Source organism: Enorma phocaeensis, from assembly GCF_016901575.1.
GTDB lineage: Bacteria > Actinomycetota > Coriobacteriia > Coriobacteriales > Coriobacteriaceae > Limicola > Limicola phocaeensis_A.
Genome location: NZ_JACJKQ010000004.1, coordinates 78,088 through 102,392, shown reverse-complemented (window position 1 = coordinate 102,392; position 24,305 = coordinate 78,088). Strand labels below are relative to the sequence as shown.

Below are 24,305 nucleotides of genomic sequence, written 5' to 3'. Positions count from 1 at the left end.
AGCCCCTCCGCAGCTGTTTGCTTGGACGTGCCGGGCCTCCGACGGTAGCAAGGCGCATCTCGGCCGGCCGGGCCCAGCCGGGCAGTCCCGCCCGTCGCGGACTGAACTTCTGCTGCATTTCGGACGCCTTGAAGACACTTCTTTTGCAGAATGGGCGGCAAGGGGTCTCAAGGAGGGGCTTAGCGTCCGTTCTGCAGCACAAGTTCCTCGCGAGCGTCCATTCTGCAACACAAGTTTGCCTGGAGCGCGGAGCCCTAAGCCCAAGGCCCGGAGTCCAAGGCCCAAAGCCCGGAGCCCGGAGCGCAAAGTCCGGAGCCCGGAGCCCGGGGCTTGGGGTTCGCCGGATAACGGGGCGGGGCCCGTCGGGCACCGGCGAGTGGAATGCTGGGGCGGTGGCATGAGACTCGCCAGGCGGCGCGAGGCCCGTAGAGCGGCGGCGCGAGACACGACGAGCGGCGGTTCGGGGCCGGCGGGGTGACGGCATGAGGAGTCAAGAGTGGCCGCAGCCCTGTATTGTGACTTGACCGGTTGCATCGTGCCGGCGGCTTGGGTGGGGCGCCGGCTTTGCCTTGTGGTCCGATGTGCCGGCAAACCTTACAAAACCGTTCGGCTATGCCGGCGAATCGTAAGCCGCCGGTAAGATGCCGCAGGTCGGAACCTGCGAAGATTATCTCGGGCGGCATGACGGGCCGCTCTGCATTAATGGAAGTCCACAGTGCTTGAGGGCACAGGCTGCTCGTCGGTCAGTCGGCGGCCTGGGCAGGGGAGGCATGCCGGCAGCCTGTGCAAGGGAGGGCCGCCGCGCCTGAGGGCAACGGACTCGAAGTGGAATCGCTTTCTTGGGGGTATGAGATGCTCTTCAAGCTTGCGCTGGGCAACGTTCGCCGCAGCGCCCATGACTTCTCGGTGTATTTTCTGACGCTTGTTCTCGCGGTATGCCTGCTGTATTCCTTCCTCGCATCGAACGGCTATCTGCTGGCGCTCGACCTCACCTCCGAGCAGCGCGCCAATTTTGCCCAGGCGGGCGGGGTGCTTGAGGCCTTTGCCGTGTTTGTGGCGGTGATCTTTGCGTTTCTCATCGGATATGCCAACGTGTTTCTGCTGCGCCGGCGCCGCAGGGAATTTGGCCTGTATGAGCTCTTGGGCATGGGGCAGGCGCGCGTCTCGGCGGTGCTCGCGCTTGAGAGCGGCATGGTGGGCCTTGCCTCGCTGATTGCAGGCGTCGGCATGGGTGGCCTGCTGTCTCCGGCGTTCGGTCTGGTGGCCGCCTTCGTGTTTGGCGTCGCGTGGCATCCGGTGATGACCTTCTCGCCCGATGCCGCCGCGCAGACGCTGGCCGCCTTCGCCGCGATTATGGTGGTCGCTGCGGTGCGAGCGGTGCGGAGCGTACGCAAGCGGACCCTGGTCGAGCTCATGCGCAGCGACCATGCCCCCGAACGTCGCCGCCTCGTCGAGACGCGTCCGGTGCGCCTCCAGCAGGCGGCGGCTGCGGTGCTGCTCGCCGTGGTCTGGGGCACCTGCCTGTTCAACCCGGGATACTTCGTGGTCTTTATCATTCCCATGGGCTTCATCGCCCTGGGTGGCACCTACTTTTTGTTTCGGGTGTTGGGAGCCCGTGTGCCCGAGCGCCTGCGACGGCATCCCGAGGGCTACTGGTGCGGCCTTCGACTCTTTACGGTGCGGCAGGTCGAGGCACGTATCGAAAGCGGTTGCGCCGCACTTGCCGCGGTCTGCGTGCTCATGGCCGCAGGCATGTGCATGGTCGTGGCGGGTCTCACCTTTAGCGTGGGGCTGCGCGAGAGGGCGCTGTTCGGGTCGGTCCAGACCGGGCTCGAGCCCATCGCCTTTGCCTGCATCTTCTATGGGGCGGCGTTTTTGGTGTGCGCGGCGGCGGTGCTGGCGCTGCAGCAGCTCTCGCAGGCTTCCGATTCGGTCGCGGCATACGGCGCGCTCGACCGTTTGGGAGCAGAGCGCTCCATGGTGCGCGCATCGATACGCTTTCAGGTGGCGATCAGCTTTGCGGTGCCGGGCGTCATGGCATGCGTCCATTGCGTCTTCGGCTTTGTGCTGATCGGGGTGCTGACCGTCCTGAGCGGCTCGGTCGGCTACCTCTCGTTTGTAGCTGGCACGGTCTTTCTTACGGCGACGACCTTTGCGGTCTACGGTGCGGTGACGAGCCGCGCCTGTTCGCGAACGCTCCTGCCGCAGCGGCGATAGCCCTCCTCGATCCATGGCGGGACTTATGGCATTTTTCTGCCCGCAGCGTCTGGTGGAGCTACCACAGAGGTCTTGCAACGCGCTGCGGAAGGCATAAGTCCAGTTGCCTTCCGCAGCGCGTCGTCGTACATCTGGGGGCTGGGCGAACAGGAGGTTCGCGCATATGCCAACCAATCGCGCGCAGCGTGTCGTGTTTTCTTTGCTCATGGCGTTTGCCATGGTGTACGGCATGGAGCTCTACAACCAGGCGCTCATGGCGGGAGGACTTGCCACCGAGCTGTTTTGGACGCCCTTTGCCGACATCGTCCCGCTCATGGCAGCGGTGATCGTGCTCGAGAGCCTTGTCGGCGGCAGGATCGCCCATCGGCTCACCTTTAGGCTGCTCGACCCCGCCAAGCGCCCCGCGCCGCCGTACGAAGGTGGCCGCCTTCGCGGCGCGTGGATGGATGGGTGGATGAATGGGGACGGGTCCGTTTCATCCGCCGTGGGATGGATGGGGACGGGTCCGTTTCATCTGCGGGCCCCGTGCGGGCGGACATCCGGCCCCGTACGTCCCCGCATGAAGGTGGCCGCCTCTTCTGGGCAACGCGTGTCCCGTTGTGGTTTCATAGGTGCTGCAGGGTTCGGCGATGCGAGGAGGCGCTGCCCATGAAGACGGGGCGCGAGCTGCTGCGGCAGCTGGAATCAATCGACAGGCGGGGCTACCCCGCCTACAAGGCGCTTCGCGGCGTGTGGCGGCTTGACGGCTTCGACCTCTCGATCGACCACGTGCAGGGCGACCCGTTTGCCGCGCCCTCGAAGCTCAGCGTTTGGGTTCCGGCAGAGCGCGCCGCGTTCCCGCCAGAGCTCTTCGACGAGCCGCACCGCCGCATCGCGCTCGAGGACCTGCTGGTCCGTCGCTTTTCCGAGGCGGTCTCGCGCGCAAGCTATGCTGTGGGAGGGTCGGGCAAGAGCGGCCTTCTATCGACGAGCCGGCCGGGGCCCGAGGTCTTGCCGCGCTCTGCGTGCGAAGTCGCTCCCGACGGCGTGATACTGCGCTTCGAGGCGGGGTTTCCCGCCCATGGGCGCACCACCGACGCACGGGCGCTCGCCCACATGCTGCTCGACATCGTGCCCGCATGCGTGGAGCGCGCCCTGGTCTGCGACCGCGAGGCGCTCGTCGCGGCGAGGAGTGCCGTCGAGCTTGCCGACGACCAGCGCGAGGTGCGCCGCCAGCTGCGCGAGCGCGACCTTGTGGCATTTGTGGCGGACGGCGCCGTCCTTCCTCGAGCGAGCGGCGTGTCGGCGCGTCCGCTTGCGGACGCCCGCCCCTTCTTCTCGCCGGAGTCGCTGCGCGTGGTGCTCGATCTTCCGCATCGGGGGCCGACGCCGGGCATGGGCGTGCCCCGTGGCATAACGCTCATCGTGGGCGGCGGATATCACGGCAAGTCGACGCTGCTCAAGGCGCTGCAAGAAGGCGTCTACGATCATGTGGCGGGCGATGGGCGCGAGCTTGTCATCACCGACGCGACCGCGATGAAGCTGCGTGCCGAGGACGGGCGCGTCGTGCGCGCGGTCGACATCTCCCCGTTTATCGACAACCTCCCCGACGGGCGCGACACGCATGCGTTTTCAACCGCCGATGCCAGCGGCAGCACCTCTCAGGCAGCCTCCACGATGGAGGCGCTCGAGGCGGGCGCCCGCGTGCTGCTCATCGACGAGGATACCTCCGCCACCAACTTCATGGTGCGCGACCGCCTGATGGAGGCGGTGGTCGCGGCGGACCACGAGCCCATCACGCCGTTCGTCGAGCGCGTGGGGGCGCTCTGGAAACGCGAGGGCGTCAGCTGCGTGCTCGTGGTGGGCAGCTCGGGGGCGTTCTTTCCCGTCGCGGACGTGGTGATCCAGATGGACTGCTACGAGGCGCGCGACATAACGGGGCGCGTGCGCGAGGTATGTCGGGAGATGCTTGGCGAAGATGCCGCCGGCGCGGCGGTGGCGCAGGAGCGCTCGGCCGCTGACCCGTTTGAGGCAATCGCCCCTCGAGGGCTGAAGCTTTCGGCGGGCGAGCCGCGCGCCGCGTCGCGCCCCGGCAGGGGAGGGCGCGGGCAAGCGCGAGGGGCATCGGGCGACGCACGCATCAAGATCCGCACGCGCGGCCTTGACGGCTTTGATGTCGGGCGCGCGACCGTAGACCTCCGCCAGGTGGAGCAGTTGGTGGACGTCGAGCAGGTTGCCGCGCTCGCGCAGATGGCGCGGGTGCTGCTGCAGGCTCGCCGCGGCGGGGGCTCCGCGGTGGGAGATGCCGTTGACGACATGTTCGATCTTATGGACGTCCGCGGGTGGGAGGCGCTCTGTGAGCGCGGCGAGATCGCTTGCGGCCTTGCGCTGCCGCGTCCGCAAGAGCTTTTCTGCGCCCTCAACCGGTGGCGCGTCGAGCGATAGGGGGACGAGACATGAGGCAGGCGGTGGTGGGCATGCTCGCCCACGTCGACGCTGGCAAGACGACCCTCGCGGAGGCGATGCTCTTCGCCGCGGGCGCCATCCGCAGGCGCGGGCGCGTGGACCACGGCGACGCGCACCTTGACACGGACGCCATGGAGCGCGAGCGCGGCATCACCATCTTCTCGAAGCAGACGTCGCTCGACTACAACGACGTCCACCTCATGCTGCTCGATGCCCCGGGGCACGTCGACTTTTCTGCCGAGGCGGAGCGTACGCTCATGGCGCTCGACTATGCCGTGCTCGTGATCGGCGCGAACGACGGCGTCCAGGGCCACACCGAGACGCTTTGGGAGCTGCTGGGGCGCTACGGGATCCCCGCGCTCATCTTCATCAACAAGCTCGACCTGGCGGGCACGGAGCGCGCCGCGGTGACGGATGAGCTTGCGCGCCGGCTCGATGCCGTCTGCCTTTCTGGCGAGGAGCTCCTGGGTGGGGGAGCGGCGTGCGAAGACGCGGCGGCGACCGACGAGGCGGCGCTCGACGAATACCTCGAAGGCGGGGCGCTCTCGCGCGCGACCCTGCGCAGGCTCGTGCGCGAGCGAAAGGTCTTTCCCTGCTTTGCCGGCTCGGCCCTGCGGGGCGAGGGCGTGGAGGCGTTCATGGACGGGCTCGCCGCCCTCGTCGACGAGCATGCCTGGCCGGAGGAGTTCGCCGCCCGCGTCTACAAGGTGAGCCGGTCGCCTCGAGGCGAGCGCCTGGCGTGGCTCAAGGTGACGGGCGGCGCCCTTCGTGCGAAGACGGTGCTTTCCGGCGTGGACCGCGGTGAGGCCTGGACCGAGAAGGTGGACCAGGTGCGTATCTATGATGCGGATGCCTTCCAAACGGTATCCGAGGTGCCCGCCGGCCGGGTGTGCGCCGTGACGGGGCTGTCGCATGTGGTTCCCGGCAGCGCGCTCGGCTCCGAGCCCGCGGGGGCGGCGCCGGTCCTGGCGCCCGTGCTCTCGTATCAGGTCCTTGCGGACGGCCGCGACGTGGACGCCGTCGTGCGCGCCTTGCGCGAGCTTGCCGACGAAGACCCCATGCTCGGCGTAAGCTGGGAGGAGCAGCTGCAGGAGGTGCATGTGCAGCTCATGGGCGCGGTGCAGCGCGAGGTCGTCCAGCAGCTCCTGCATGACCGCTACGGGCTCGACGTCGCCTTTGGCCCGGGCGGTATTCTCTATAAGGAGACCATTACGGAGGCGGTCGAGGGCGTGGGCCACTTCGAGCCGCTGCGCCACTACGCCGAGGCGCACCTCATGCTGGAGCCCTTGCCGCGAGGGTCGGGTATCCAGGCGGGGACCCGCTGTTCTGAAGACGACCTCGACCGCAACTGGCAGCGCCTGATTCTGACGCATGTGTTTGAGCGCGAGCATCGGGGCGTGCTCACCGGCGCCCCCGTCACGGACGTCCGCATCACCCTGCTGGGCGGGCGTGCCCACGCCAAGCACACCGAGGGCGGCGATTTTCGCCAGGCGACCTACCGTGCGCTCCGCGAGGGGCTCATGATGGCGCGCGAGCGCGGCGCCTGCGAGCTCTTGGAGCCATGGTATCGCTTTCGGTTGGTGGTGCCCCAAGAGAAGGTGGGGCGCTCGCTCGCCGACCTGCAACGTATGGCGGCGGAGTTCGACGCTCCAGAGGTGGACGGCGAGCTTGCGGGCATCGAGGGCGTCGCCCCTGCCTCCGAGATGCGCGAGTATGCCCTGGAAGTGAGTGGTTACTCGGGAGGGCGCGGGCGCCTCATGCTGGAATATGCCGGCTATCGAACATGCCATGACGCGCAGCGTGTTATCGACGAGGCCGCCTACGATCCCGAGGCGGACCTGCCCAACACGCCCGACTCGGTGTTTTGCAGCCATGGGGCGGGCTACACCGTCAAATGGCACGAGGTTCCCGAGCATGCCCATGTGTCAATCGACCCCGCCCGCCTGCGCCTATGGCGCGAGGCGGACGCGGCATTCTTCTCATCCGGCTTCTAGCGAGCAGGCTGCTCGGCTCAAAGCTCTAGCGCATGAGCCACACAAAGTCCCAGGAGGGCATCTCGAAAGTTTTGACGGGGGATGTCTTTCCGGTGACCAGGTTGGTATAGGTGTCTTTTTCTGGCATCCATACCAAGCGGGGGTTGTCGCTGAAGTTGAAGACGGCGTGGAGCTCTTGGTCGCCCTTGCGGCGGATGATCCACAGAATCGAGGGGTCGCTGTAATGCTTGGTTGACACGTCGGCGTCGGCATCGAAGACGGCTTCGTCGCGGCGGATGCCCTCGAGAAGCTCGAGTGCGTCGAACATGCGCTGCTGGACGGTTCCGGGACGCTCGATGTTGTCGGTGAGCTCCCAAGGGAAGGCACCTCGGTGGATGTAGCGAGAGTCTTCCGCGCGTTCGGGATCGTCTTTGTAGGTGTAATCGTTGACCTGGCAAACCTCGTCCCCGCTGTAGATGATCGGCAGGCCTGACTGGGTGAACATATAGGCGTGCAGCATGATGTCCTTGCGAATGGCGACGTCCATGGCGTCGTCGTCTCCCTCAAAGCCGGCGGCCTCGATGCCGCACATGGATGCCGTGGTGGCGCAGAACCGGGCGTCGCCCGTCACGGGGTCGGCGTTGTACAGCTCGCCCCGGCTCACGCTGCCGGGGGTGCGGCCCTGGAAGTATTCGTTGAGGTAGGCCTTGTGCGGCACCTCCTGCATGCCCCACGTCGAGAGCGTGCCGTAGTCCAGGCCCCAGCCGATGTCGTCGTGGCAGCGCAGGTAGTTGAGGAAGGTGTACTCCTTGGGCAGGCCGCACACCACGTCCATCTGCCGGCGCAGCAGGCGCACGTCGCGCGTGGCGACGGTGTTCCAGGTGGTCGCCATGGTGGTCACGTTGTAGAGCATGTGGCATTCCGGCTTCTCGACCGTGCCAAAGTAGGGCGCCACCTTATCGGGCTCCATGACGACCTCGCCCAGAAGCACGATGCCCGGGCATACGACCTCTCCGATCATGCGCATCATGCGGACGATGTTGTGGACCTGCGGGAGGTTGCGGCAGTTTGTGCCGAGCTGCTTCCAGATGTAGGGGACCGCGTCGATGCGGATGATGTCCATGCCCTGGTTTGCCAGGTAGAGGAAGTTGTACATCATCTCGTTGAAGACGCGCGGGTTGCGGTAGTTGAGGTCCCACTGGTAGGGATAGAACTGCGTCATCACCGACTGCCCCAACTCGGGGAGGTAGGTGAAGTGGCCGGGCGCGGTGGTGGGGAAGACCTGCGGGACGTCGCGGGTATAGCGGTCGATGATCTCCTGGTTGTCGCAGAAGAAGTAGCGGCTCATGTACTCGCCCTCGCCGTCGCGGGCGCGCCGTGCCCACTCGTGCTCGTCGGAGGTGTGGTTCATGACGAAGTCCATGCACAGGCTGATGCCGCGCTCGTGGCACTCATGGGCAAGGTGCGCGAGGTCGTCCATTGTGCCGAGCTCGGGCTTCACCCGACGGAAGTCGGAGACCGCGTAGCCTCCGTCGGAACGGCTCTTGTCGGCAGGCGTGTCGAGGAAGGGCATGAGGTGGAGATAGGAGACGTTGCAGCGCTCGATGTAGGGGAGCTTTTGCTCGACGCCCTTGATGGTGCCGGCAAAGTTGTCGATGTACATCTGCATGCCCAGCATGTCGCGGCTTCGGTACCAGGCGCCTTGCGCCTCCCGCTCCACGTCGAGCCGCTTGAGCTCGTCGGAGCGGTCGTCGTAGAAGTCCTGCATCGTTTGGGTGAGCTCGGCGAACATGTCGCCATTATCGTAGAGCTCCATATAGAGCCAACGGAGCTCGTCATGGTGGCGTGCGAGCCGTTGCGCAAAAAGGCTCTTCGCCGCCGCGGGTGCCGGCGACGCCTTGATGTTCGTTGCCATGTCGCGTGTCCTTTCTGGGTCGACTGCCATGCCGGGGCAGGCAAGTTCGAGGCAGAAACCCTCGATGTTCCAGAAAAAATTGTACGGCGAGGCACATGTGCGTCTCTCGGCTCCCGCGAACGCGTCGTCATCTTGCGTGAGCGTCGGTTTTGAGAAAACTTCTCGGTGAACGGCGGGTAATGGAGGGCGAAGGTAAAGGCAGCGTCGGCGGCTTCAGGGGATATGCCGAAAAGGCTCCGCTGCCGCGCGGCATCGGGACGGCGCGCGGCAACGGCGGCGCGGCATGGCGGGCGGGCGCCGCCATATGTCTATCCTTTCGATGGGGTGCCTTGGTGCTCTTTGGCGCAGGCCCCATTATGGGTGAGCGCCGCGCAAGGGGCTACCTACGCTGCGTAGATAGCCCCGGGGGCCGTTTGGCGAGCGGATGCGCTTTCGGGAGAGGTCCGGGCGGTCTTTGATTTCATTTGCTACGCCCGGGCCCGCGGTATACAATTGCCGCGGTGCTCGGGCATGGGCGCGCCGCTGCCCGATGCCGCATTGACAATCTTGCTGGGGGTGCTCTTGCGAGCTGAGAGGGCCGAAGCCCAACCCCTTGAACCTGATCTGGTTTGTACCAGCGGAGGGAAGCAGCCTTGTATGGGGCCGTCTGCAGCGGTTCCCAGGGCTTCGGAGACATCCCGAGGCATTTCGTCCAAACCAAAACCAGGTTCTCCCCCGGCGGCCGGCGTGTACGGCTTGACGCTTCTGGGAGGGAAGCCATGACAGAAAAACCGATGAATGCGGTTTCGAGCGAGGCCGTTGATTCCTGCGGTTGCGGGTGCGGCTGCGGCCGCGAAGACCTGCCGTGGTCGGGGCGAGGGACCGATCTGCCCATCACGGGGTGCAGGTTTTCCCTATATCCCATGACCGATGATTTCGTGTCCATCATCTTGGGCGCGCTCGACAAGACGGACACCAGCCATGTTTGGTGCCAGTCGGACGCGCTGTCCACGGTCTATCGCGGCAAGCGCGAGTATGTGGTCGACGCCGTCGCCGCGCTCTTTGCGAACGCGTGGCGCGAGGGCGTCCACATGGCGCTCGAGGGCCAGGTCTCGCGCGGATGCCCCGGCGACGTCTCGGGCGACTCGGTCCTGTCCTGCGAGGGTGAGGCGCCCAACGCCGCGACCGTAGCATCGGCCACGCAGCCGGCGCTCGCCAAGCTTTCGCTCTATCCGCTTGGCGTCGAGAACTATATCGACGACATCGCCAAGGTCTGGTATCGAGCCGAGGAGCTGGGTCTCAACCCTACGAGCATCCACTACGCGACGCGCGTCGAGGGCAGCATCCGCGACATCTTCACCTATCTTGACGACGTCTGCGCACTCATGGAGCACACCGTCTCCCATTACGTGCTGCACTTCACCATCAACGTAAACAGCCCGACCGACGAGGAGGAGTAACCTATGGCGACGACGAACAGCAACAAGATGGGCTGGGAGCTCAAAGAGATTATTCTGGTTGCCATGTGCTGCATCGTGTTTGGCGTGGTGTATCTGGTGGCGGTGTATCTGTCGTCGTTCATCAACACCGCCTGCACGCCCATGGGCCTGGGCTTTTTGGGCAACGAGCTTCTATTTGGCGTGTGGTTCATGGCGTCGACGTTTGCGGCCTATATCCTGCAGAAGCCGGGCGTGGCGCTCGTGTCCGAGATCATCGCGGCGCTCATCGAGGTGCTGCTGGGCAATATGTATGGCCCCATGGTCATCGTGACGGGCTTCGTGCAGGGCATCGGCTCCGAGCTCGCGTTCGCGGCGTTTCGCTACCGCCGCTTCGATTGGTCGACCATGCTTCTGGCGGCGGCATGTTCCTGCATCATCAGCTTTGTGTGGAGCTTTGTGCGTTCCGGCTATGGCGAGCTCGCCGTGCCGCTGCTGGCGCTGTTCTTCATCATTCGCCTGGCAAGCTCGGTGCTCTTTGCCGGCGTCATCTGCAAGGTCGTTGCGGACAAGCTTGCTCGCACCGGCCTTCTGAAGAGCTATGCGCTCGGTCGCGCGCATGAGTAGCGGCAAGGCACACATCGGGCCGGACGCGCCAAACGCCTCCGCCTTGTCCGTTCGGGGCGCGCGCACCTCGGTTGCAAAGGCGCCGCGCGACATACCCGCCCTCTCGTGCCGGGGTCTCACCTTTCGCTATGCGGAGGGGGAGACCCCCGTTTTCAGCGACATCTCCCTTTCCGTCCAGCCGGGTGAGACGCTGCTCGTGATGGGCCCGTCCGGCTGCGGAAAGTCCACGCTTGCCTACTGCCTGGCCGGCCTCTATCCGGATTATGCGGGGGTGCTCGAAGGCTCGGTCGAGGTCGAGGGCCGGCCCATCGACCGGATGGGGCCGCAGGAGCGCTCTCGGGCGGTGTCGATCCTCTTTCAGAACCCCGACAACCAGTTTTGCATGGACACCGTGCTCCATGAGGTGCTCTTTGCGCTCGAGAACGTCGATTGTCCCGGCGACCTTGACGCTCGCGCCCATGAGCTGCTTGAGCTTGCGGGGCTGGACGGCTATGCCCGCAGCCCCATCCATACGCTCTCGGGCGGCACCAAGCAGAAGCTCGCGCTCGTGACGGCGCTTGCCACCGGGGCTCGCACGCTCGTGCTGGACGAGCCGTTCGCCAACCTCGACCCGCTCTCCTGCAGGCGTCTTGCAGGCGAGCTCGAGCGATTGAAGCGGCGGGGGGTCACGCTTGTCGTCGTGGACCACAAGCCAGGCTGGTGGCTGCCGTTTTGCTCGCGAATTATCTTCATGGAGCGCAAGGGCAACCTGGACGAGCTTGCCTTTTCGCCGGCAGAGGCGCCCGCGCGTCGCGAGGCATTCGCGGCGCGCGGGCTCTTCTTGGGATCCGACTGGCTTCGCGGCGTGCATCCGCCGCATCTTGCCGGCGACGCCTCGGCGGCGCTCGAGGCGCGCGACCTTACGGTGCGCCATGGCAGGACGCCGTTTCTGAGCGGGCTTTCGCTCGCGCTCCCGCGTGGCAGCGTCACGTCGCTCGTCGGGGAGTGCGGATCGGGAAAGTCCACGCTGCTCACGGCGCTCGCGGGGGCCGCCCGCTTCTCCGGTTCGGTCGAGTCGGCGGGCCGCGTGGGGCTGGTCTTCCAAAACCCGCGCTTCCAGTTTCTCGCCCTGACCGTAAGCGACGAGGTGCTCGTAACGCTTCGGGCGTCGAGGCCGGGCGTGCCGGACGAGCAGCTCGCCCCGGTCGCCCATGGCCTGCTCGAAGAATTCGGCCTCGACGCACGCGCGCAGGCATCGCCCTACGAGCTCTCTCAGGGGCAGCAGCGCAGGCTGGCGCTGCTCGCCATGCTTGCGGCGGATTGCGACGTCTTGCTTTTGGACGAGCCCACCTATGCGCAGGACGAGCGCTCGACGCGCTTCATTCTCGAGCTGCTTATGAAGCGGGTCGAGCGAGGGCTCGCCGTGCTCGTCGCCACGCACGATGTCGAGCTGGCGCGCGCCATCTCCAATCAGGTGCTGCTGCTTGAGGACGGGTCGCTGCGCGCGCTCTCGCCCCAAGAGGTCGACCGGTATGTCGAGGAGCGGAAGGAGCCGCCATGCGGAGCATAAATCCGGGCGTCAAGCTGGCGACGCTCATCGTGGCGTCGCTTATGCTGTCGCTTACCTACAACGTTGCGGTGAACGTGGCGGTGTGCCTAGCCTGCCTGGTGGCGACGGTCGCCACGTCCGGTGTGAACCGACGTCGCCTCGCGCTTGCCCTGCTGCCATTTTTCTTGACGGCGCTGGCGTTTTTTACCACAGGGCTCTTCTTTGGAGCGGGCGGCGCGGGCAACGCAGAGGCGGTGGGCGTGTCGACGAGCGTCTTCGGGCAGCGGACCCTGCTTGCCACTGACTGGACCACCGCCATGCAGCTTGCGTCGCGCGTGCTTGCCTACGGAGGCCTCGGGATGCTCTTTGCCTTCACGAGCAACGCGTTCGAGCTTGTGATGAGCCTGATGCAGCAGTTCCGGCTGCCTCCGAAGTTTGCCTACGGGATCCTTGCGGCATATCACTTCTTTCCGGTGGTGCGCGAGGAGTTCGGCACGGTGGGGGCCGCGCTCAAGGTGCGTGGCGTCAAGGCCGGACCCTTCTCTACCCGGCGCCTGCTGCCCATGCTGGCGCACGCGCTCGAACGTTCGGAGAGCCTCGCCATGGCAATGGAGTCGCGTGGATTCGAAAACGATGCCCCGCGCCGCGTCGCCTTCCGCGTGCCGCTGCGCGCCCGCGACGTCGCGTTTGCCTTGGGCGTGCTGGCGGCAATCGCCGCAGGGCTCATGCTGGTCAGATAAGTCGCAGGAAGGGGACGTCGTGAAGCAGATGGCGCATGTTGGGGAGGCTTCTGGAAGAGGCGGGCGCGGGGAGGCGCCTGGGCGCGAGCGGGCGGCGACGGCATCGAGGGCTGCCGACGCACGCGAGGCCCTTAACCGCGACGTGGACCCGCGCTCCTATCCCAAGTATGCCGAATGGCGGCGCCTGTGCGAGGAGAACCCCGGCATGGCGCCTTTCGTGATCATGAAGCTCAGTCTCACGTGTCACGGGGCGATCATCTCGCCACGCGCTATGGAGCGCCTGCAGCAAGATGACTACCGCTTCGGCACCGTTCCCGGCGAGGGCGACGAGGCGAACTCCTTCGAAATCGAGTTCGCCGGCCGCTCTACGAGCCAGGTCATGCCGGGGGCGGTGGTGCTTCGTGACGGCACCTTCGTGTTCGTCAACTACGGCGAGGCGTATGAGGACCCCTACCTCCTGGACCTCGATGTGGAGCTCGGGGCGTTCGTTCTGCGCGAGGCGCGGGAGGGCGACCCGGCGATCGATGTGGTGGACTTCGTGCCGCGCCCTGGGATCTTCGGGCGTCGAACCTCGCGCGGCACCCTCATGGACACCCTTGTCGACGTGCGCCCGCAAAAGCTCATCTTCACCGCATACCGCACGTGTCATTTCTGGGACCGTCGCGAGCAATGCCGGTTCTGCGCCTTTTTCACCAAGGGGCATGAAGATCCCGCGGTCGACCCAGAAGACCTCTACGAGACCGTTCACGCCGCCCTCGAGGAGCCGGGGCGCTTCTCCGAGCTCTACCTGTCGGGAGGCACAGACTATTCGGGCGCCGAGCCGTTCGAGCGCGAAGTCGAGCGCTACATCTGCGACCTCCAGGCTATGGGCCGCGACTTTTCGGGTCGGTTTCCCTGTCAGCTCATGGCGCCGGCCTACCCCAGGCATCTGCTGGAGCGCATCCGGCGTGAGACCGGCATCACATCCTATAGCGCCGACATCGAGGTGTGGGACCGCGAGAGGTTCCGATGGCTCTGCCCGGGCAAGGAGCGCGTGGTGGGGCATGACGAGTGGGTGCGCCGCACCGTCGACGCCGTCGAGGTCTTCGGGCGTGGCAACGTGTATACGCAGGTCGTCGCAGGTGCCGAGCTTGCGGCACCGCATGGTTTCGAGACGACGGGCGAGGCGCTTGCGTCGAACCTTGCGGGCTGCGAATACTTTGCCGAGCGCGGGGTGAACTGTCTTTTTATCGTGTGGCGCCCGCATCGCCGAGCCCGGCTGGGCTGGCAGCCTATGGCGCCTGTCGACTACTACGTGCGCTTGGCGCAGGGGTTTCATGACATTCGTCGGGCGCATGGGCTCATCTGCCTGGACGATGATTACAAGATGTGCGGCAACCATCCCTGTGCAGATTTGGAGAGGATGGATGAGGAATGCTGGCGCTAGACCGCTATTCGCCTGTGCCCGAAGGGGTCGTGGGCGCGTTTGAAACGCCGGCCGACGGGGAGGTCGGCATCGTGCCGGCCGCCATCGAGGTGCCGGGACATGCGGGTGCGTTCTGGTGCCGCGTGGCGCTCGTCGGGGCATCGGATGCCGCGGCGGGGCCGCAGGCGCTTGCGGTCGCCCTCGCAGAGGAGCGCAGCGACTTGGGCGCAGGCCTGGTTGAAGGGCTGTGGTTCGACCGTCCCGCCACGCTTTGGGTTCCCAGGGCATCGTCTGAGGAAGGCATGGACGCCTGGCGGCTTAGGGTGCATGTTTGGCGGTGCCATATCGCAGGCCCCGTCTTTTCAGGCGTTCTCGTCGCGCTTCGCGCGCATGATCCCGAGGCGGACATCGCATCGGTTTGGGAGCTTCGCGTGGGAATGCAGGCTGGCGGGAGCGAGCCGGCAAGGACGGTTTGCGTCGACGGCCGTGCGCGTCTCGTGCCGTCGCAGGTTCGTCCGGTCGCAGTGCCGTGCGCCCTTCCTTGCGCTCGCGAGCCCACCCTCGCCCCTCGCCCCGAGCTTCATCTGGATACGCTCGCCCTCCGGGAGGCATCCATCGCGTCGTAGCGCTGCCACGCCTTTGTTTCTTCTTGGAGTCAGGTTGGTGAACCGCGTGTAGCCCGCTGCTTTCGGAGCGGTTTCAAACCCGTTTCCCATGTTTCGATACGGTTGTGAGGCTGTAAACCGGGCGGGCAGGCCACCTTCATCGCGACGAGCGGCGGTAGCATCGCCCCGTACGAACCCGGCGCTTGCGCCGTACGATGAAGGGGGGACGCATGTACGATTCCGGAACTACGGCATTCATGCTCGTCAGCACCATGCTGGTGCTGCTCATGACGCCAGGACTCGCGTTTTTCTATGGCGGCCTGTCGCGTCGCAAAAACGTCATCAACACCATGCTCATGTCGTTTGGCGTCATCGGCGTGGTGGGCCTCACCTGGGTGCTCGTGGGCTGGTCGTTGGCCTACGGCGGCGACGGAACCAGTCCATTTATCGGCGGATTCGACCAGCTGGGCCTTATGGGCACGGTTGAATCCATGCTGGGCGAGGCCGCAGACGTGCCTGACGGCACGGCCTATCCCTCCCTGGTCGACATCGTCTTTCAGATGGCGTTCGCCCTCATCACGGCCGCCATCATAACGGGGTCGGTCGCCGGTCGCATGCGCTTTGGCGCGGTGATGGCCTTTCTGGCCATCTGGTCCATCGTGGTCTATGCGCCGCTCGCCCATATGGTCTGGGGTGGAGACGGCAGCTTGATCGGCGACATCATCGGTGCGCTCGACTTTGCCGGCGGCGACGTGGTGCACATCAGCTCGGGCGTGACGGGCCTCTTGCTATGCCTGGCGCTCGGCGGGCGCCGGGGCTTTGGAATCGCTTCGTACCGTCCGCACAACGTTCCGTTTGTGGCTCTGGGAGCGGGCCTGCTCTGGTTTGGATGGTTTGGCTTCAACGGCGGGTCTGCCTTTGCGGCGGATGGCGTGGCGGCGCTCGCGGTGCTCAACACCGTTGTCTCGAGTGCGGCGGGCCTGGCGTCCTGGATGGCCATCGAGGCCAAGGCGACCGGCAAGCCCACGCTCGTCGGCGCATGCACCGGCCTGGTCGCCGGGCTCGTCGTGGTAACGCCGAGCGCTGGCTTTGTCGAGCCTTGGGCCGCGGTCATCATGGGGCTTGTGGTCTCGCCGGTGTGCTACTTTGCCATCTCGCACCTGAAGGCGCGCCTGGGCTACGACGACGCGCTCGACGCGTTTGGATGCCACGGCGTGGGCGGCATCCTGGGCGGTTTGCTCACCGGTCTGTTCTGCGTGCCCGAGCTTTCCTGGACCGATGCGGGCGGCTTGCTCTACACGGGCGACCCTTCTTTGCTGATAAGCCAGGTTCTGGGCATCGTGGTGACGCTCGTGCTTGTGGTCGTCGTGGATGCTGTCATCATCCTGGTCGTGCGGGCGCTCTTCGGCGGACGCCTGCGCGCCGACGACCGCGAGGAGGCGCTGGGCATGGATGTCACCTTGCACGGCGAGAGCGCCTATCCGGCGTACACCGGCCTGGATTCGTAGGCATGTATCCGCGCGGCGCTGGGACACGACGGAGCTTTGCGGCCGTCGCCACGCCCCGCCGCGCCTTCTGTTCTGCGCCCGCAATGGCGCGGACGGTGGTTTACACGGCGATAAGAACGGGAGCGAGCTATGAAACGCGTGACGGCCATTGTGCGGCCAGAGATATTGGAGCCCCTGAAGGAGTCCTTGGTGGGCGTCGGGGTCTCCGGCATGACGATTTCCGAGGTGCTGGGCTTTGGACACCAGCATGGATGGAAGGAATACTATCGCGGCACCGAGGTGCTGCTGAACATGGTGCCCAAGATCCAAGTCGCCATCGTGGTGGCAGATGACGCGGTGGAAGACGTGATCGCTGCCGTGGTGTCGGTGGCAAAGACCGGCGAGGTGGGCGACGGCAAGATCTTCGTGCAGCCCGTCGAGGAGGCGGTGCGCATCCGTACCGGCGATCGGGGCGAGGCGGCGCTATAGCGGCGCGGTGCGACGCGACATGCGCTTAAGGATCGATCGCTAGCTAAGAGACATATTCCCAACACGGGGATCTGGTCGTGAACGCCGGAGCCCCGCTTCGGTATGTAGACGGCTCCACGTGCGGGCATCGGGCAGTCTTAGCGCTTTGCGCCGCCGATCGCGGGCAATGGGCGGCCCTGGAGCCCACGGCATGAGGGCCGGCAAAAAATGAACGCGCTTTTCCGACATTTTTGCTCGGCCCTTCGAGTAGACAGCCTATTTGCTACAAGAAAACGCCTGGTAGAGAGTTTGTACTATGTTCGGCTACCGAGCTGGTCACCTCAAAATGTCGGAAAAGCGAATTCGTTTTTCTCAGTATCATTTCAAAAGGGGCTTTGAACGGAAATCGGGGCCTGTCCGAGTCTCGGACAGGCCCCGATTGTGGCAGAGCGATTGATTGTGGCAGAGCGATCGCGATGTGGCTCCACCGTGCGGCTCCACCGCCCGTGCAGCGTATCGCCCGGCGCTCCGATTGGAGCCGGCGCCCGCACAGGCTAGCTCAGCAGCATGCGGTCGTTGGCGAGCTCGCCGCCCGAGACCTCCTCAAACTTCTGCAGCAGGTCTTTTACGGTGAGCGACTTCTTCTCGTCGCCCGCCACGTCATAGATGATCGAACCCTCGTGCATCATGATCAAGCGGTTGCCCATGCGAATGGCGTCGTTCATGTTGTGCGTGACCATGAGGGTGGTGAGCTTATGCTCGGAGACGATCTTCTCGGTAAGGTCGAGCACCTTCGCGGCGGTCTTGGGGTCGAGCGCGGCGGTGTGCTCGTCGAGCAGCAGCAGCTTGGGCTCGGTGAGCGTGGCCATGAGCAGGGTCAACGCCTGGCGCTGGCCGCCGGAGAGCAGGCCCACCTTGGACGTGAGGCGCTTTTCAAGGCCCAGGCCGAGCTCGGCGAGACGCTCGGCGTACTCGTCCTTCTCGGAGTGCGTGACGCCCCAGCGCAGGGTGCGGCGCTGGCCGCGACGGCGGGCCATGGCGAGGTTCTCGATGATCTGCATGTCTGCGGCGGTGCCCATCATGGGGTCCTGGAAAACGCGGCCCAGGTACTTGGCGCGCGAATGCTCGGAGAGGCGCGAGATGTTGACGCCGTCGAGCTCGATGGTGCCCGCATCGATGGGGTAGACGCCCGCGATCATGTTCATGAGCGTGGACTTGCCCGCACCGTTGCCGCCGATGATGGTTACGAAGTCGCCGGCGTCGAGGTGCAGGTCAAGGTTTACGAGCGCACGCTTCTCGTTGATGGTTCCGGCGTTGAAGGTCTTGCAGACGCGCTTTACTGTCAGCATGGCCTAGCGCCCCCCTTCGTCACGCAGCGCGAGCTTGTAGTTGCGGCGCAGCTGGTACTTCTCCCACACCACCGGCACGCACAGGGCGAGCGCCACGATGATGGCGGAGAGCAGCTTCATGTCGTTGGCGTCCATGCCCAGCTGGAGCACGATGGCGCGGATGAGGAAGTACACCACGGAGCCGACGACGGCGGCGGTGAGGCGGCCGCCGAAGGAGTGCAGCTTCGCCCAGGGGAGCACGCGCCACAGCACCTCGCCGATCACGATGGCCGCAAGGCCGATAACGATGGCGCCCGTGCCCATGCCGATGTCGGCATACTTCTGGCTCTCGCAGATGAGGCCGCCGGAGAGGCCCACGAGGCCGTTGGACAGCGTGAGCGCGATGAGCTTCGTGACCTTGGTGTTCACGCCGAGCGCGCGCACCATGGCCTCGTTGTTGCCGGTGGCGCGGCAGGCGGAGCCGATCTCGGTTCCAAAGAACCAGTACAGCAGGGCGATGATGAGCACGGCCACGCCCACGCCGACGATCATGGCGACGGTGTTGCTGCTGAGGCCCGTCAGGTCGCCCACCACGCTGAAGATGGTGTCATTCTTCAGCAGCGGGGTGTTGGACTTGCCCATGATGCGCAGGTTGATGGACCACAGGCCGATTTGGGTGAGAATGCCGGCGAGAATCGCGGGAATCTCGAATACGGTATGCAAAAAGCCAGTGACTGCACCGGCGACCATGCCGGCAAGCATGGCGGCGAGCACCGCCACGACCGGATCGACGCCCCCCACCACGAGAACGGCGCATACGCACCCGCCCAGGGCAAAGCTGCCGTCGACCGTCAGGTCTGCAATGTCGAGCAGCTTGTAGGTGATGAACACGCCGAGCACCATGATGCCCCAGAGAATGCCCTGGGAGACGGCGCTAAGCAGAGCGAGTCCCATCTGCCTCTCCTCTCATACCAAACGAACCCCGACGGAGGAGCCGCCGGGGTACCATGTCTTCGGTGTATGCACGATGCATACGGGATTATTCAGTCTAGCACGCACGTTTTGGCCCAACGCGAGAGCCGCGCTTGTAATGGAGTGGAAACGCGCCCACGCCCGGGACAGAGGGTCGCGCCTGATACGGGCACGGCCCGGACATGGGATGTCCGGGCCGTGCTGGAACGTGCGATTGTGGCGACCGCGCGCCGTGACGATGTGGCCGTGGCTATGCGGCGGAGACGTCCTGTCCGCCCTCGTCGGCCAGCGCCGACACGTCGACGCCAAGCTCGTCAGCGGTCTCCTGGTTATACACCAGGTCGCATTCGTCTACCGACATGGTCTCGATGGCCATGGTCGCGGGGTCGGCGCCCTCGGTGAGGATCTCGACCGCCATCTCGCCGGCGCGGTAGCCCAGCTCCTCGTAGTTGATGGAAACCGAGGCAAGGCCGCCGTTCTCGACCATGCCCACCTCGCCGCAGATGGTGGGGAGGCCGTTCTCGTTGGCCACCATGGCGACGGTGGTCATGCCTGCCGCGATGGTGTTGTCCGTGGGGGTGTAGACGGCGTCGACGTTGCCCACCATGGACTCGACGACCTGCTGGATCTCGTTGGAGCTCGAGACGGTGTAGCGCTCGTGGGCGATGCCCAGCCCGTCGAGCGCCTCCTCGGCCATCTCGATCTGGATTACGGAGTTGGCCTCTGCCGTGCAGTAGAGCAGGCCGACGGTCTGGGCGTCGGGCAGCAGCTGCTGCAGGAGGTCCATCTGGTCCGAGACGGGGTTCATGTCAGAGGTGCCGGTGAGGTTGCCGCCGGGCTCGTCGTTGGAGTCAACCAGGCCGCTCTCGGCGAAGTCGGTGATGGCGGTGCCGATGATGGGGATGTCCGAGGTGACGCCGGCGACCGCCTGGGCGGCAGGGGTGGCGATGGCGAGGATGAGGTCGCAGCCGTCGTTCACGAGGGTCTGCGCGATGGTCTGGCAGGCGGACTGGTCGTTCTGCGCGTTCTGCTGCTCGATCTCATAGTCGATGCCCGAGTCGTCAAGGGCCTTCACGAAGCCCTGGTTGGCGGCGTCGAGCGCGGTGTGCTCGGTGAGCTGCAGCACGCCGATCTTGTAGCTCGCAGAACCTCCCTGGGTGGTGGAGCCGTTGCCGGCCGAGTCGTTGCTGCAGCCGGCAAGGGCTGCCGCGCCCATAAGGCCGAGCATGCCGAGGGCCGCGGAGCGCCTGGTCACAGGGGTGTTGATGTTCATGGGAGCCTCCTTCGTGGCGCGGATGCGCCGAGGTTTCGGGCGCCGGGCGCGGCGCCGTGGGGTCTGTGTCCGGCAGACGTTAGACGATGGTCGCGTCCTCAAGGGCCGAGATGTCGACGCCCAGGGCGTCGGCGGTCTCCTGGTTCACGATGAGCGTGCACTCGTCGCTCGAGAGGTATTCGATAGGCATGGTCGCCGGGTCGCCGCCGTTCTCGAGAATCTCGATGGCCATCTCGCCGGCTTTGTAGCCAAGGTCGTAGTAGTTGATGCTGTACGACGCGAGGCCGCCGTCTTCAACCATGGTGTCGCAGCCCACGATGACGGGCAGCTTGTTCTCGTTGGCGACCATCGCGACGGTCGACATGCCGGCAGCGATGGTGTTGTCCGTGGGGGCGTAGATGGCGTCCACCTTGCCGACCATGGACTCGACGACCTGCTGGATCTCGTTGGAGCTCGAGACGGTGTAGCGCTCGTGGGCGATGCCGGCCTCGTCGAGGGCCTCCTCGGCCATCTCGATCTGGATCTCGGAGTTGGCCTCGGCGCTGCAGTAGAGCAGGCCCACGGTCTGGGCGTCGGGCAGCAGCTGCTGCAAAAGGTCGATCTGGTCGGCGACCGGGGTGAGGTCGGAAGATCCGGTCACGTTGCCGCCGGGCTCGTCGTTCGAGCTGACAAGGCCGCTCTCGGCGTAATCGGTGATGGCGGAGCCCACGATGGGGATGTCGCTCGTCGCGCTTGCAACGGCCTGCGCCGCAGGCGTGCCGATGGCGAAGATGAGGTCATCGCCGTCGTTGACCAGCTTGGAGGCGATGGTCTGGCAGGCAGATTGGTCGTTCTGAGCGTTCTGCTGGTCGGCGGAGTAGGAGATGCCGGCCTCGTCGAGCGCGGCGATAAAGCCCTCGTTGGCCTGGTCGAGCGCGCCGTGCTCGGTGAGCTGGATCACGCCGATCTGATACGTGTCTCCGTCGCCGGCTGTGGAGCCTTGGCCGGCATCCTGCCCGCCGCACGCTGCGAGCGTGACGGCAAGGGCACCCACGGCGAGAGCCGAGGTAAGCGTCTTGAGTCGCTTCATGAGCGGTCCCCTTCTGCGGTCGAATCGTCTTTGGGCGCGTGCCGCCCTTCGACGATCCGGGCCCTCCGCGGGGCGTCGTGGCGACGTCCGGATTGCGAGGGGGTCGCGAAGGGGTGCAGCCTGCCCCTTGCAAGTAGATATATGATATGCGGCCCCCTCGGTCAGGCCCGGGGTGTCACCAACTGTTAACCTTGGCGGCCGCCTGCCGATTGGGGGCTTGCCTTCGGGGCGAAGGGGTGCACATATACCGTGCCGCTCTCGGAAAAAGTCGCAAGGTTGGCGAGCCGGTCAAGCCGTACCATGCGCCAGCTCGTGCTGCCAAGCCGCGGCATGCGCTCCTGGCCCGCCACAAACCAAATTCCCCCGCGCTCGCGCAAGGTGGGCGCCGTCAGTCGCCGCCTTCTGCTGTGCGGAAGCCCTTCGCTGCAAGAGGTGAGCTCAAAGTAGAGGTCGCCCTGCTCTCGCGCGGCGACGCGCGCGATCGCCATCGGAGACGCCAGGCAAAAGCGGAGCGCATGGGTGGCCTCGGCCTCGCCTGCGGCATGGGCCGCGCCGCAGGCGAGCTCGGCGCGGTGGGTCGGCGTGCACAGGGTTTGCAGGTGGCGCGTGAGGTCGAGCCGCTCGCGGGCGTCGAGTTTGGGGTATCGCGAGACGGCGCGAAGGACCTGGTTCATCTCATCGCGGCTGAACTCTCTTCCTACAAGCGCGTAGCCGCTGGAGTTGTTGGAGGCGATGTTGTAGCCAAGCAGGCGCAGCGTGCGAACGGCAAGGTAGATGGTGCCGCGGCTGGCGTGCGTCGCGGGCGTCCCCGGCGAAGAGGGGTGCTCGATCTCTTGAATCAGGGCTCCCGAGTTGATGAAATGCTCCTCGTCGCTCTGGGCCGTGAGGAGCTCGAGCACGCGAAGCGTTCTGAGCACCCCTGCCGAGATGCCGCGGGGCAAGGCGGCGCCAGGCCTCTCGATTGGGGCGTCGTCCGGCTGCGGGGGAGTGCCGCGGTCGGGAATCTGTAGACGGAGTGCCCCTGTATGAGGGCAGAGCGTCCCTGGCATGCGTTTCTGGCTTGCGTTGTGAGATAGGACATCTGCCATGGGATCCCCCTTCGGTCGCTGTCCGGACGACGCCATACCATCAACCTTATCGGCGGGACCTTTCCCAAATCTGACAGATACCTCTCCGATTTCTAAACCGGCCAGCTTGCAGCGGTGGGAAGCAGATGCGCCGGCCTGCCCCGTTCGGTAGACGGCGCCAATCGCCCGCCCAACGGCGACGACAACAAACAAGCCCCGCCGGGCGGCGGGGCTTGTGGAGGCGCTTGGCATAAGGCGTCGAAGCGCTTATGAGGCAGGGGCCAGGGGTGCGCTCGGGTCACTAGAACTCGGCGTTGCCCACGGTGCGCGGGTGCGGCAGCACGTCGCGGATGTTGCCGACGCCGGTGAGATACATCACCAGGCGCTCGAAGCCCAGGCCGAAGCCGGCGTGCTTGCACGTGCCGAAGCGACGGAGGTCGCAATAGTACTTGTATTGCTCGGGATCCATGCCAAGTTCGGAGATGCGGCGCTCGAGAACGTCGAGGCGCTCCTCGCGCTGGCTGCCGCCAACGATCTCGCCGATGCCCGGAACCAGGCAGTCTGCCGCGGCGACGGTCCTGCCGTCATCGTTCAGGCGCATGTAGAACGCCTTGATATCGACAGGGTAGTCGGTCACAAAGGTGGGACGGCGGAAGTGCTCCTCGGTAAGGAAGCGCTCGTGCTCGGTCTGCAGGTCGATGCCCCAGCTCACCGGATAGTCGAAGTGGTGGCCGGCATCGACGGCGTCCTCGAGAATCTTGATCGCGTCGGTGTAGGTGACGCGGGCAAAATCGGAGCTTGCCACGTGCTCGAGGCGCTCGAGAAGGCCCTTGTCTACAAACCGGTTGAGCATGTTGAGCTCGTCGGGGCACTTGTCCATGACGGTGCGGATCACGTATTTGAGCATGTCCTCGGCGAGGTCCATGTCGTCGTCGAGGTCGGCAAAGGCGATCTCGGGCTCGATCATCCAGAACTCGGCGGCGTGGCGCGTGGTGTTGGAGTTCTCTGCGCGGAAGGTGGGGCCAAAGGTATAGACATCGCCAAACGCCATGGCGAAGTTCTCGGCGTTGAGCTGGCCGGACACGGTGAGCGAGGCGGGCTTGCCGAAGAAGTCCTGCGACCAGTCGATGGCGCCGGTGTCGGTGCGCGGCGGGTTCTCCATGTCGAGCGTGGTGACATGGAACATCTCGCCGGCGCCCTCGCAGTCCGAGGTGGTGATGATGGGCGTGTTCACGTAGACGAAGCCGCGATCCTGGAAGAAGGAGTGGATGGCTGCGGCGGCTACGCTGCGCACGCGAAAGACGGCGCGGAAGAGGTTGGTGCGCGGACGCAGGTGCTGCTGGGTGCGCAGGAACTCGACGGTGGCGCGCTTTTTCTGCAGCGGGTAGTCCGGGGCGGAGGGGCCCTCCACCACGATGGACTCGGCGATGAGCTCGAAGGGCTGCTGGGCCTCTGGGGTGAGCTTGACGGTGCCGGTGCACACGAGCGCGGCAGAGACGTTCTGGTGGGAGATCTCGTCGTAGTTCTCGAGCGCGTCGCGATTCATGACCACCTGCAGGTCACGGAAACAGCTTCCGTCGTTTAGGGTGACGAAGCCGAAGTTCTTCATGTCGCGAACGGACTTGACCCAGCCCGCCACGGTGACCTGCGAGCCGCCGAATGCCTCGGCGTCCGCATAGAGCTGCGCAATCTTGGTGCGATTCACAGGTGTACTCCTTATGCTCTGTCCGCGCGCCGCGCTCCTGCTCGCGCCGCGCGCCGGACCTCCTAG

General features: G+C 65.7%; 19 protein-coding genes and 1 riboswitch. Of the genes, 12 read left to right on the top strand and 7 right to left on the bottom strand.

Annotated elements, in window-relative coordinates; translation table 11 throughout:
- Nucleotides 1–825: 825 nt before the first annotated feature.
- The 4 genes from H6A15_RS04515 (at nucleotide 826) to H6A15_RS04500 (ending at nucleotide 6,656) form a co-directional block, all read left to right on the top strand.
- Nucleotides 826–2,217, top strand: coding sequence for an FtsX-like permease family protein (locus H6A15_RS04515; protein WP_204672568.1), 1,392 nt, complete (start codon nucleotides 826–828; stop codon nucleotides 2,215–2,217).
- A 163-nt stretch (nucleotides 2,218–2,380) separates the two neighbouring features.
- Complete coding sequence (locus H6A15_RS04510) at nucleotides 2,381–2,869, top strand: hypothetical protein (protein ID WP_204672567.1); 489 nt, start codon at nucleotides 2,381–2,383, stop codon at nucleotides 2,867–2,869.
- Nucleotides 2,866–4,641: an ABC-ATPase domain-containing protein gene (locus H6A15_RS04505; RefSeq protein ID WP_204672566.1), complete on the top strand. Its 1,776-nt coding sequence runs from the start codon at nucleotides 2,866–2,868 to the stop codon at nucleotides 4,639–4,641. The genes H6A15_RS04510 and H6A15_RS04505 overlap by 4 nt, the downstream gene beginning before the upstream one ends.
- An 11-nt stretch (nucleotides 4,642–4,652) precedes the next feature.
- On the top strand, nucleotides 4,653–6,656 hold the full coding sequence (locus tag H6A15_RS04500; protein ID WP_204672565.1) for an elongation factor G: 2,004 nt from the start codon (nucleotides 4,653–4,655) through the stop codon (nucleotides 6,654–6,656).
- Nucleotides 6,657–6,681: 25 nt separating this feature from the next.
- On the opposite strand, the gene H6A15_RS04495 is transcribed toward H6A15_RS04500, so the two are convergent.
- Nucleotides 6,682–8,550, bottom strand: coding sequence for an alpha-amylase family protein (locus tag H6A15_RS04495; RefSeq protein ID WP_204672564.1), 1,869 nt, complete (start codon nucleotides 8,548–8,550; stop codon nucleotides 6,682–6,684).
- Between the two features lie 541 nt (nucleotides 8,551–9,091).
- A riboswitch (TPP riboswitch) is annotated at nucleotides 9,092–9,192 on the top strand.
- Nucleotides 9,193–9,308: 116 nt separating this feature from the next.
- Here H6A15_RS04495 and H6A15_RS04490 point away from each other — a divergent pair.
- The 8 genes from H6A15_RS04490 to H6A15_RS04455 all read left to right on the top strand — a co-directional run bounded on the left by H6A15_RS04490 (nucleotide 9,309) and on the right by H6A15_RS04455 (nucleotide 16,846).
- Nucleotides 9,309–9,989, top strand: coding sequence for a YkoF family thiamine/hydroxymethylpyrimidine-binding protein (locus H6A15_RS04490; RefSeq protein WP_204672563.1), 681 nt, complete (start codon nucleotides 9,309–9,311; stop codon nucleotides 9,987–9,989).
- Between the two features lie 3 nt (nucleotides 9,990–9,992).
- Complete coding sequence (locus H6A15_RS04485; protein WP_204672562.1) at nucleotides 9,993–10,592, top strand: ECF transporter S component; 600 nt, start codon at nucleotides 9,993–9,995, stop codon at nucleotides 10,590–10,592.
- A complete protein-coding gene (locus H6A15_RS04480) occupies nucleotides 10,585–12,141 on the top strand; it encodes an ABC transporter ATP-binding protein (protein ID WP_204672561.1) in 1,557 nt (518 codons plus the stop codon). Before H6A15_RS04485 ends, H6A15_RS04480 begins: the two co-directional genes overlap by 8 nt.
- The gene (locus H6A15_RS04475; RefSeq protein WP_204672560.1) at nucleotides 12,129–12,860 is read left to right on the top strand and encodes an energy-coupling factor transporter transmembrane component T; all 732 of its coding nucleotides are present in this window, start codon (nucleotides 12,129–12,131) and stop codon (nucleotides 12,858–12,860) included. The genes H6A15_RS04480 and H6A15_RS04475 overlap by 13 nt, the downstream gene beginning before the upstream one ends.
- A gap of 28 nt (nucleotides 12,861–12,888) precedes the next feature.
- Nucleotides 12,889–14,286, top strand: a complete 1,398-nt coding sequence (locus tag H6A15_RS04470) for a radical SAM protein (protein ID WP_342635817.1) — start codon at nucleotides 12,889–12,891, stop codon at nucleotides 14,284–14,286.
- Nucleotides 14,274–14,891, top strand: a complete 618-nt coding sequence (locus tag H6A15_RS04465; protein WP_204672558.1) for a hypothetical protein — start codon at nucleotides 14,274–14,276, stop codon at nucleotides 14,889–14,891. Before H6A15_RS04470 ends, H6A15_RS04465 begins: the two co-directional genes overlap by 13 nt.
- A 209-nt stretch (nucleotides 14,892–15,100) precedes the next feature.
- Nucleotides 15,101–16,378, top strand: coding sequence for an ammonium transporter (locus tag H6A15_RS04460; protein WP_204672557.1), 1,278 nt, complete (start codon nucleotides 15,101–15,103; stop codon nucleotides 16,376–16,378).
- 129 nt (nucleotides 16,379–16,507) lie between these two features.
- On the top strand, nucleotides 16,508–16,846 hold the full coding sequence (locus H6A15_RS04455; RefSeq protein WP_204672556.1) for a P-II family nitrogen regulator: 339 nt from the start codon (nucleotides 16,508–16,510) through the stop codon (nucleotides 16,844–16,846).
- 533 nt (nucleotides 16,847–17,379) lie between these two features.
- Here the strand turns inward: H6A15_RS04455 and H6A15_RS04450 are convergent.
- The 6 genes from H6A15_RS04450 to asnS form a co-directional block, all read right to left on the bottom strand.
- The gene (locus H6A15_RS04450; RefSeq protein WP_204672555.1) at nucleotides 17,380–18,174 is read right to left on the bottom strand and encodes an ABC transporter ATP-binding protein; all 795 of its coding nucleotides are present in this window, start codon (nucleotides 18,172–18,174) and stop codon (nucleotides 17,380–17,382) included.
- A 3-nt stretch (nucleotides 18,175–18,177) separates the two neighbouring features.
- Nucleotides 18,178–19,107: an ABC transporter permease gene (locus H6A15_RS04445; RefSeq protein ID WP_204672554.1), complete on the bottom strand. Its 930-nt coding sequence runs from the start codon at nucleotides 19,105–19,107 to the stop codon at nucleotides 18,178–18,180.
- Between the two features lie 268 nt (nucleotides 19,108–19,375).
- Nucleotides 19,376–20,398, bottom strand: a complete 1,023-nt coding sequence (locus H6A15_RS04440; protein ID WP_204672553.1) for an ABC transporter substrate-binding protein — start codon at nucleotides 20,396–20,398, stop codon at nucleotides 19,376–19,378.
- Nucleotides 20,399–20,477: 79 nt separating this feature from the next.
- Nucleotides 20,478–21,467: an ABC transporter substrate-binding protein gene (locus H6A15_RS04435; RefSeq protein WP_204672552.1), complete on the bottom strand. Its 990-nt coding sequence runs from the start codon at nucleotides 21,465–21,467 to the stop codon at nucleotides 20,478–20,480.
- A 185-nt stretch (nucleotides 21,468–21,652) separates the two neighbouring features.
- Nucleotides 21,653–22,384, bottom strand: a complete 732-nt coding sequence (locus H6A15_RS04430; protein ID WP_204672551.1) for a hypothetical protein — start codon at nucleotides 22,382–22,384, stop codon at nucleotides 21,653–21,655.
- A 451-nt stretch (nucleotides 22,385–22,835) separates the two neighbouring features.
- Complete coding sequence (gene asnS, locus H6A15_RS04425) at nucleotides 22,836–24,239, bottom strand: asparagine--tRNA ligase (protein ID WP_204672550.1); 1,404 nt, start codon at nucleotides 24,237–24,239, stop codon at nucleotides 22,836–22,838.
- Nucleotides 24,240–24,305: the final 66 nt, after the last annotated feature.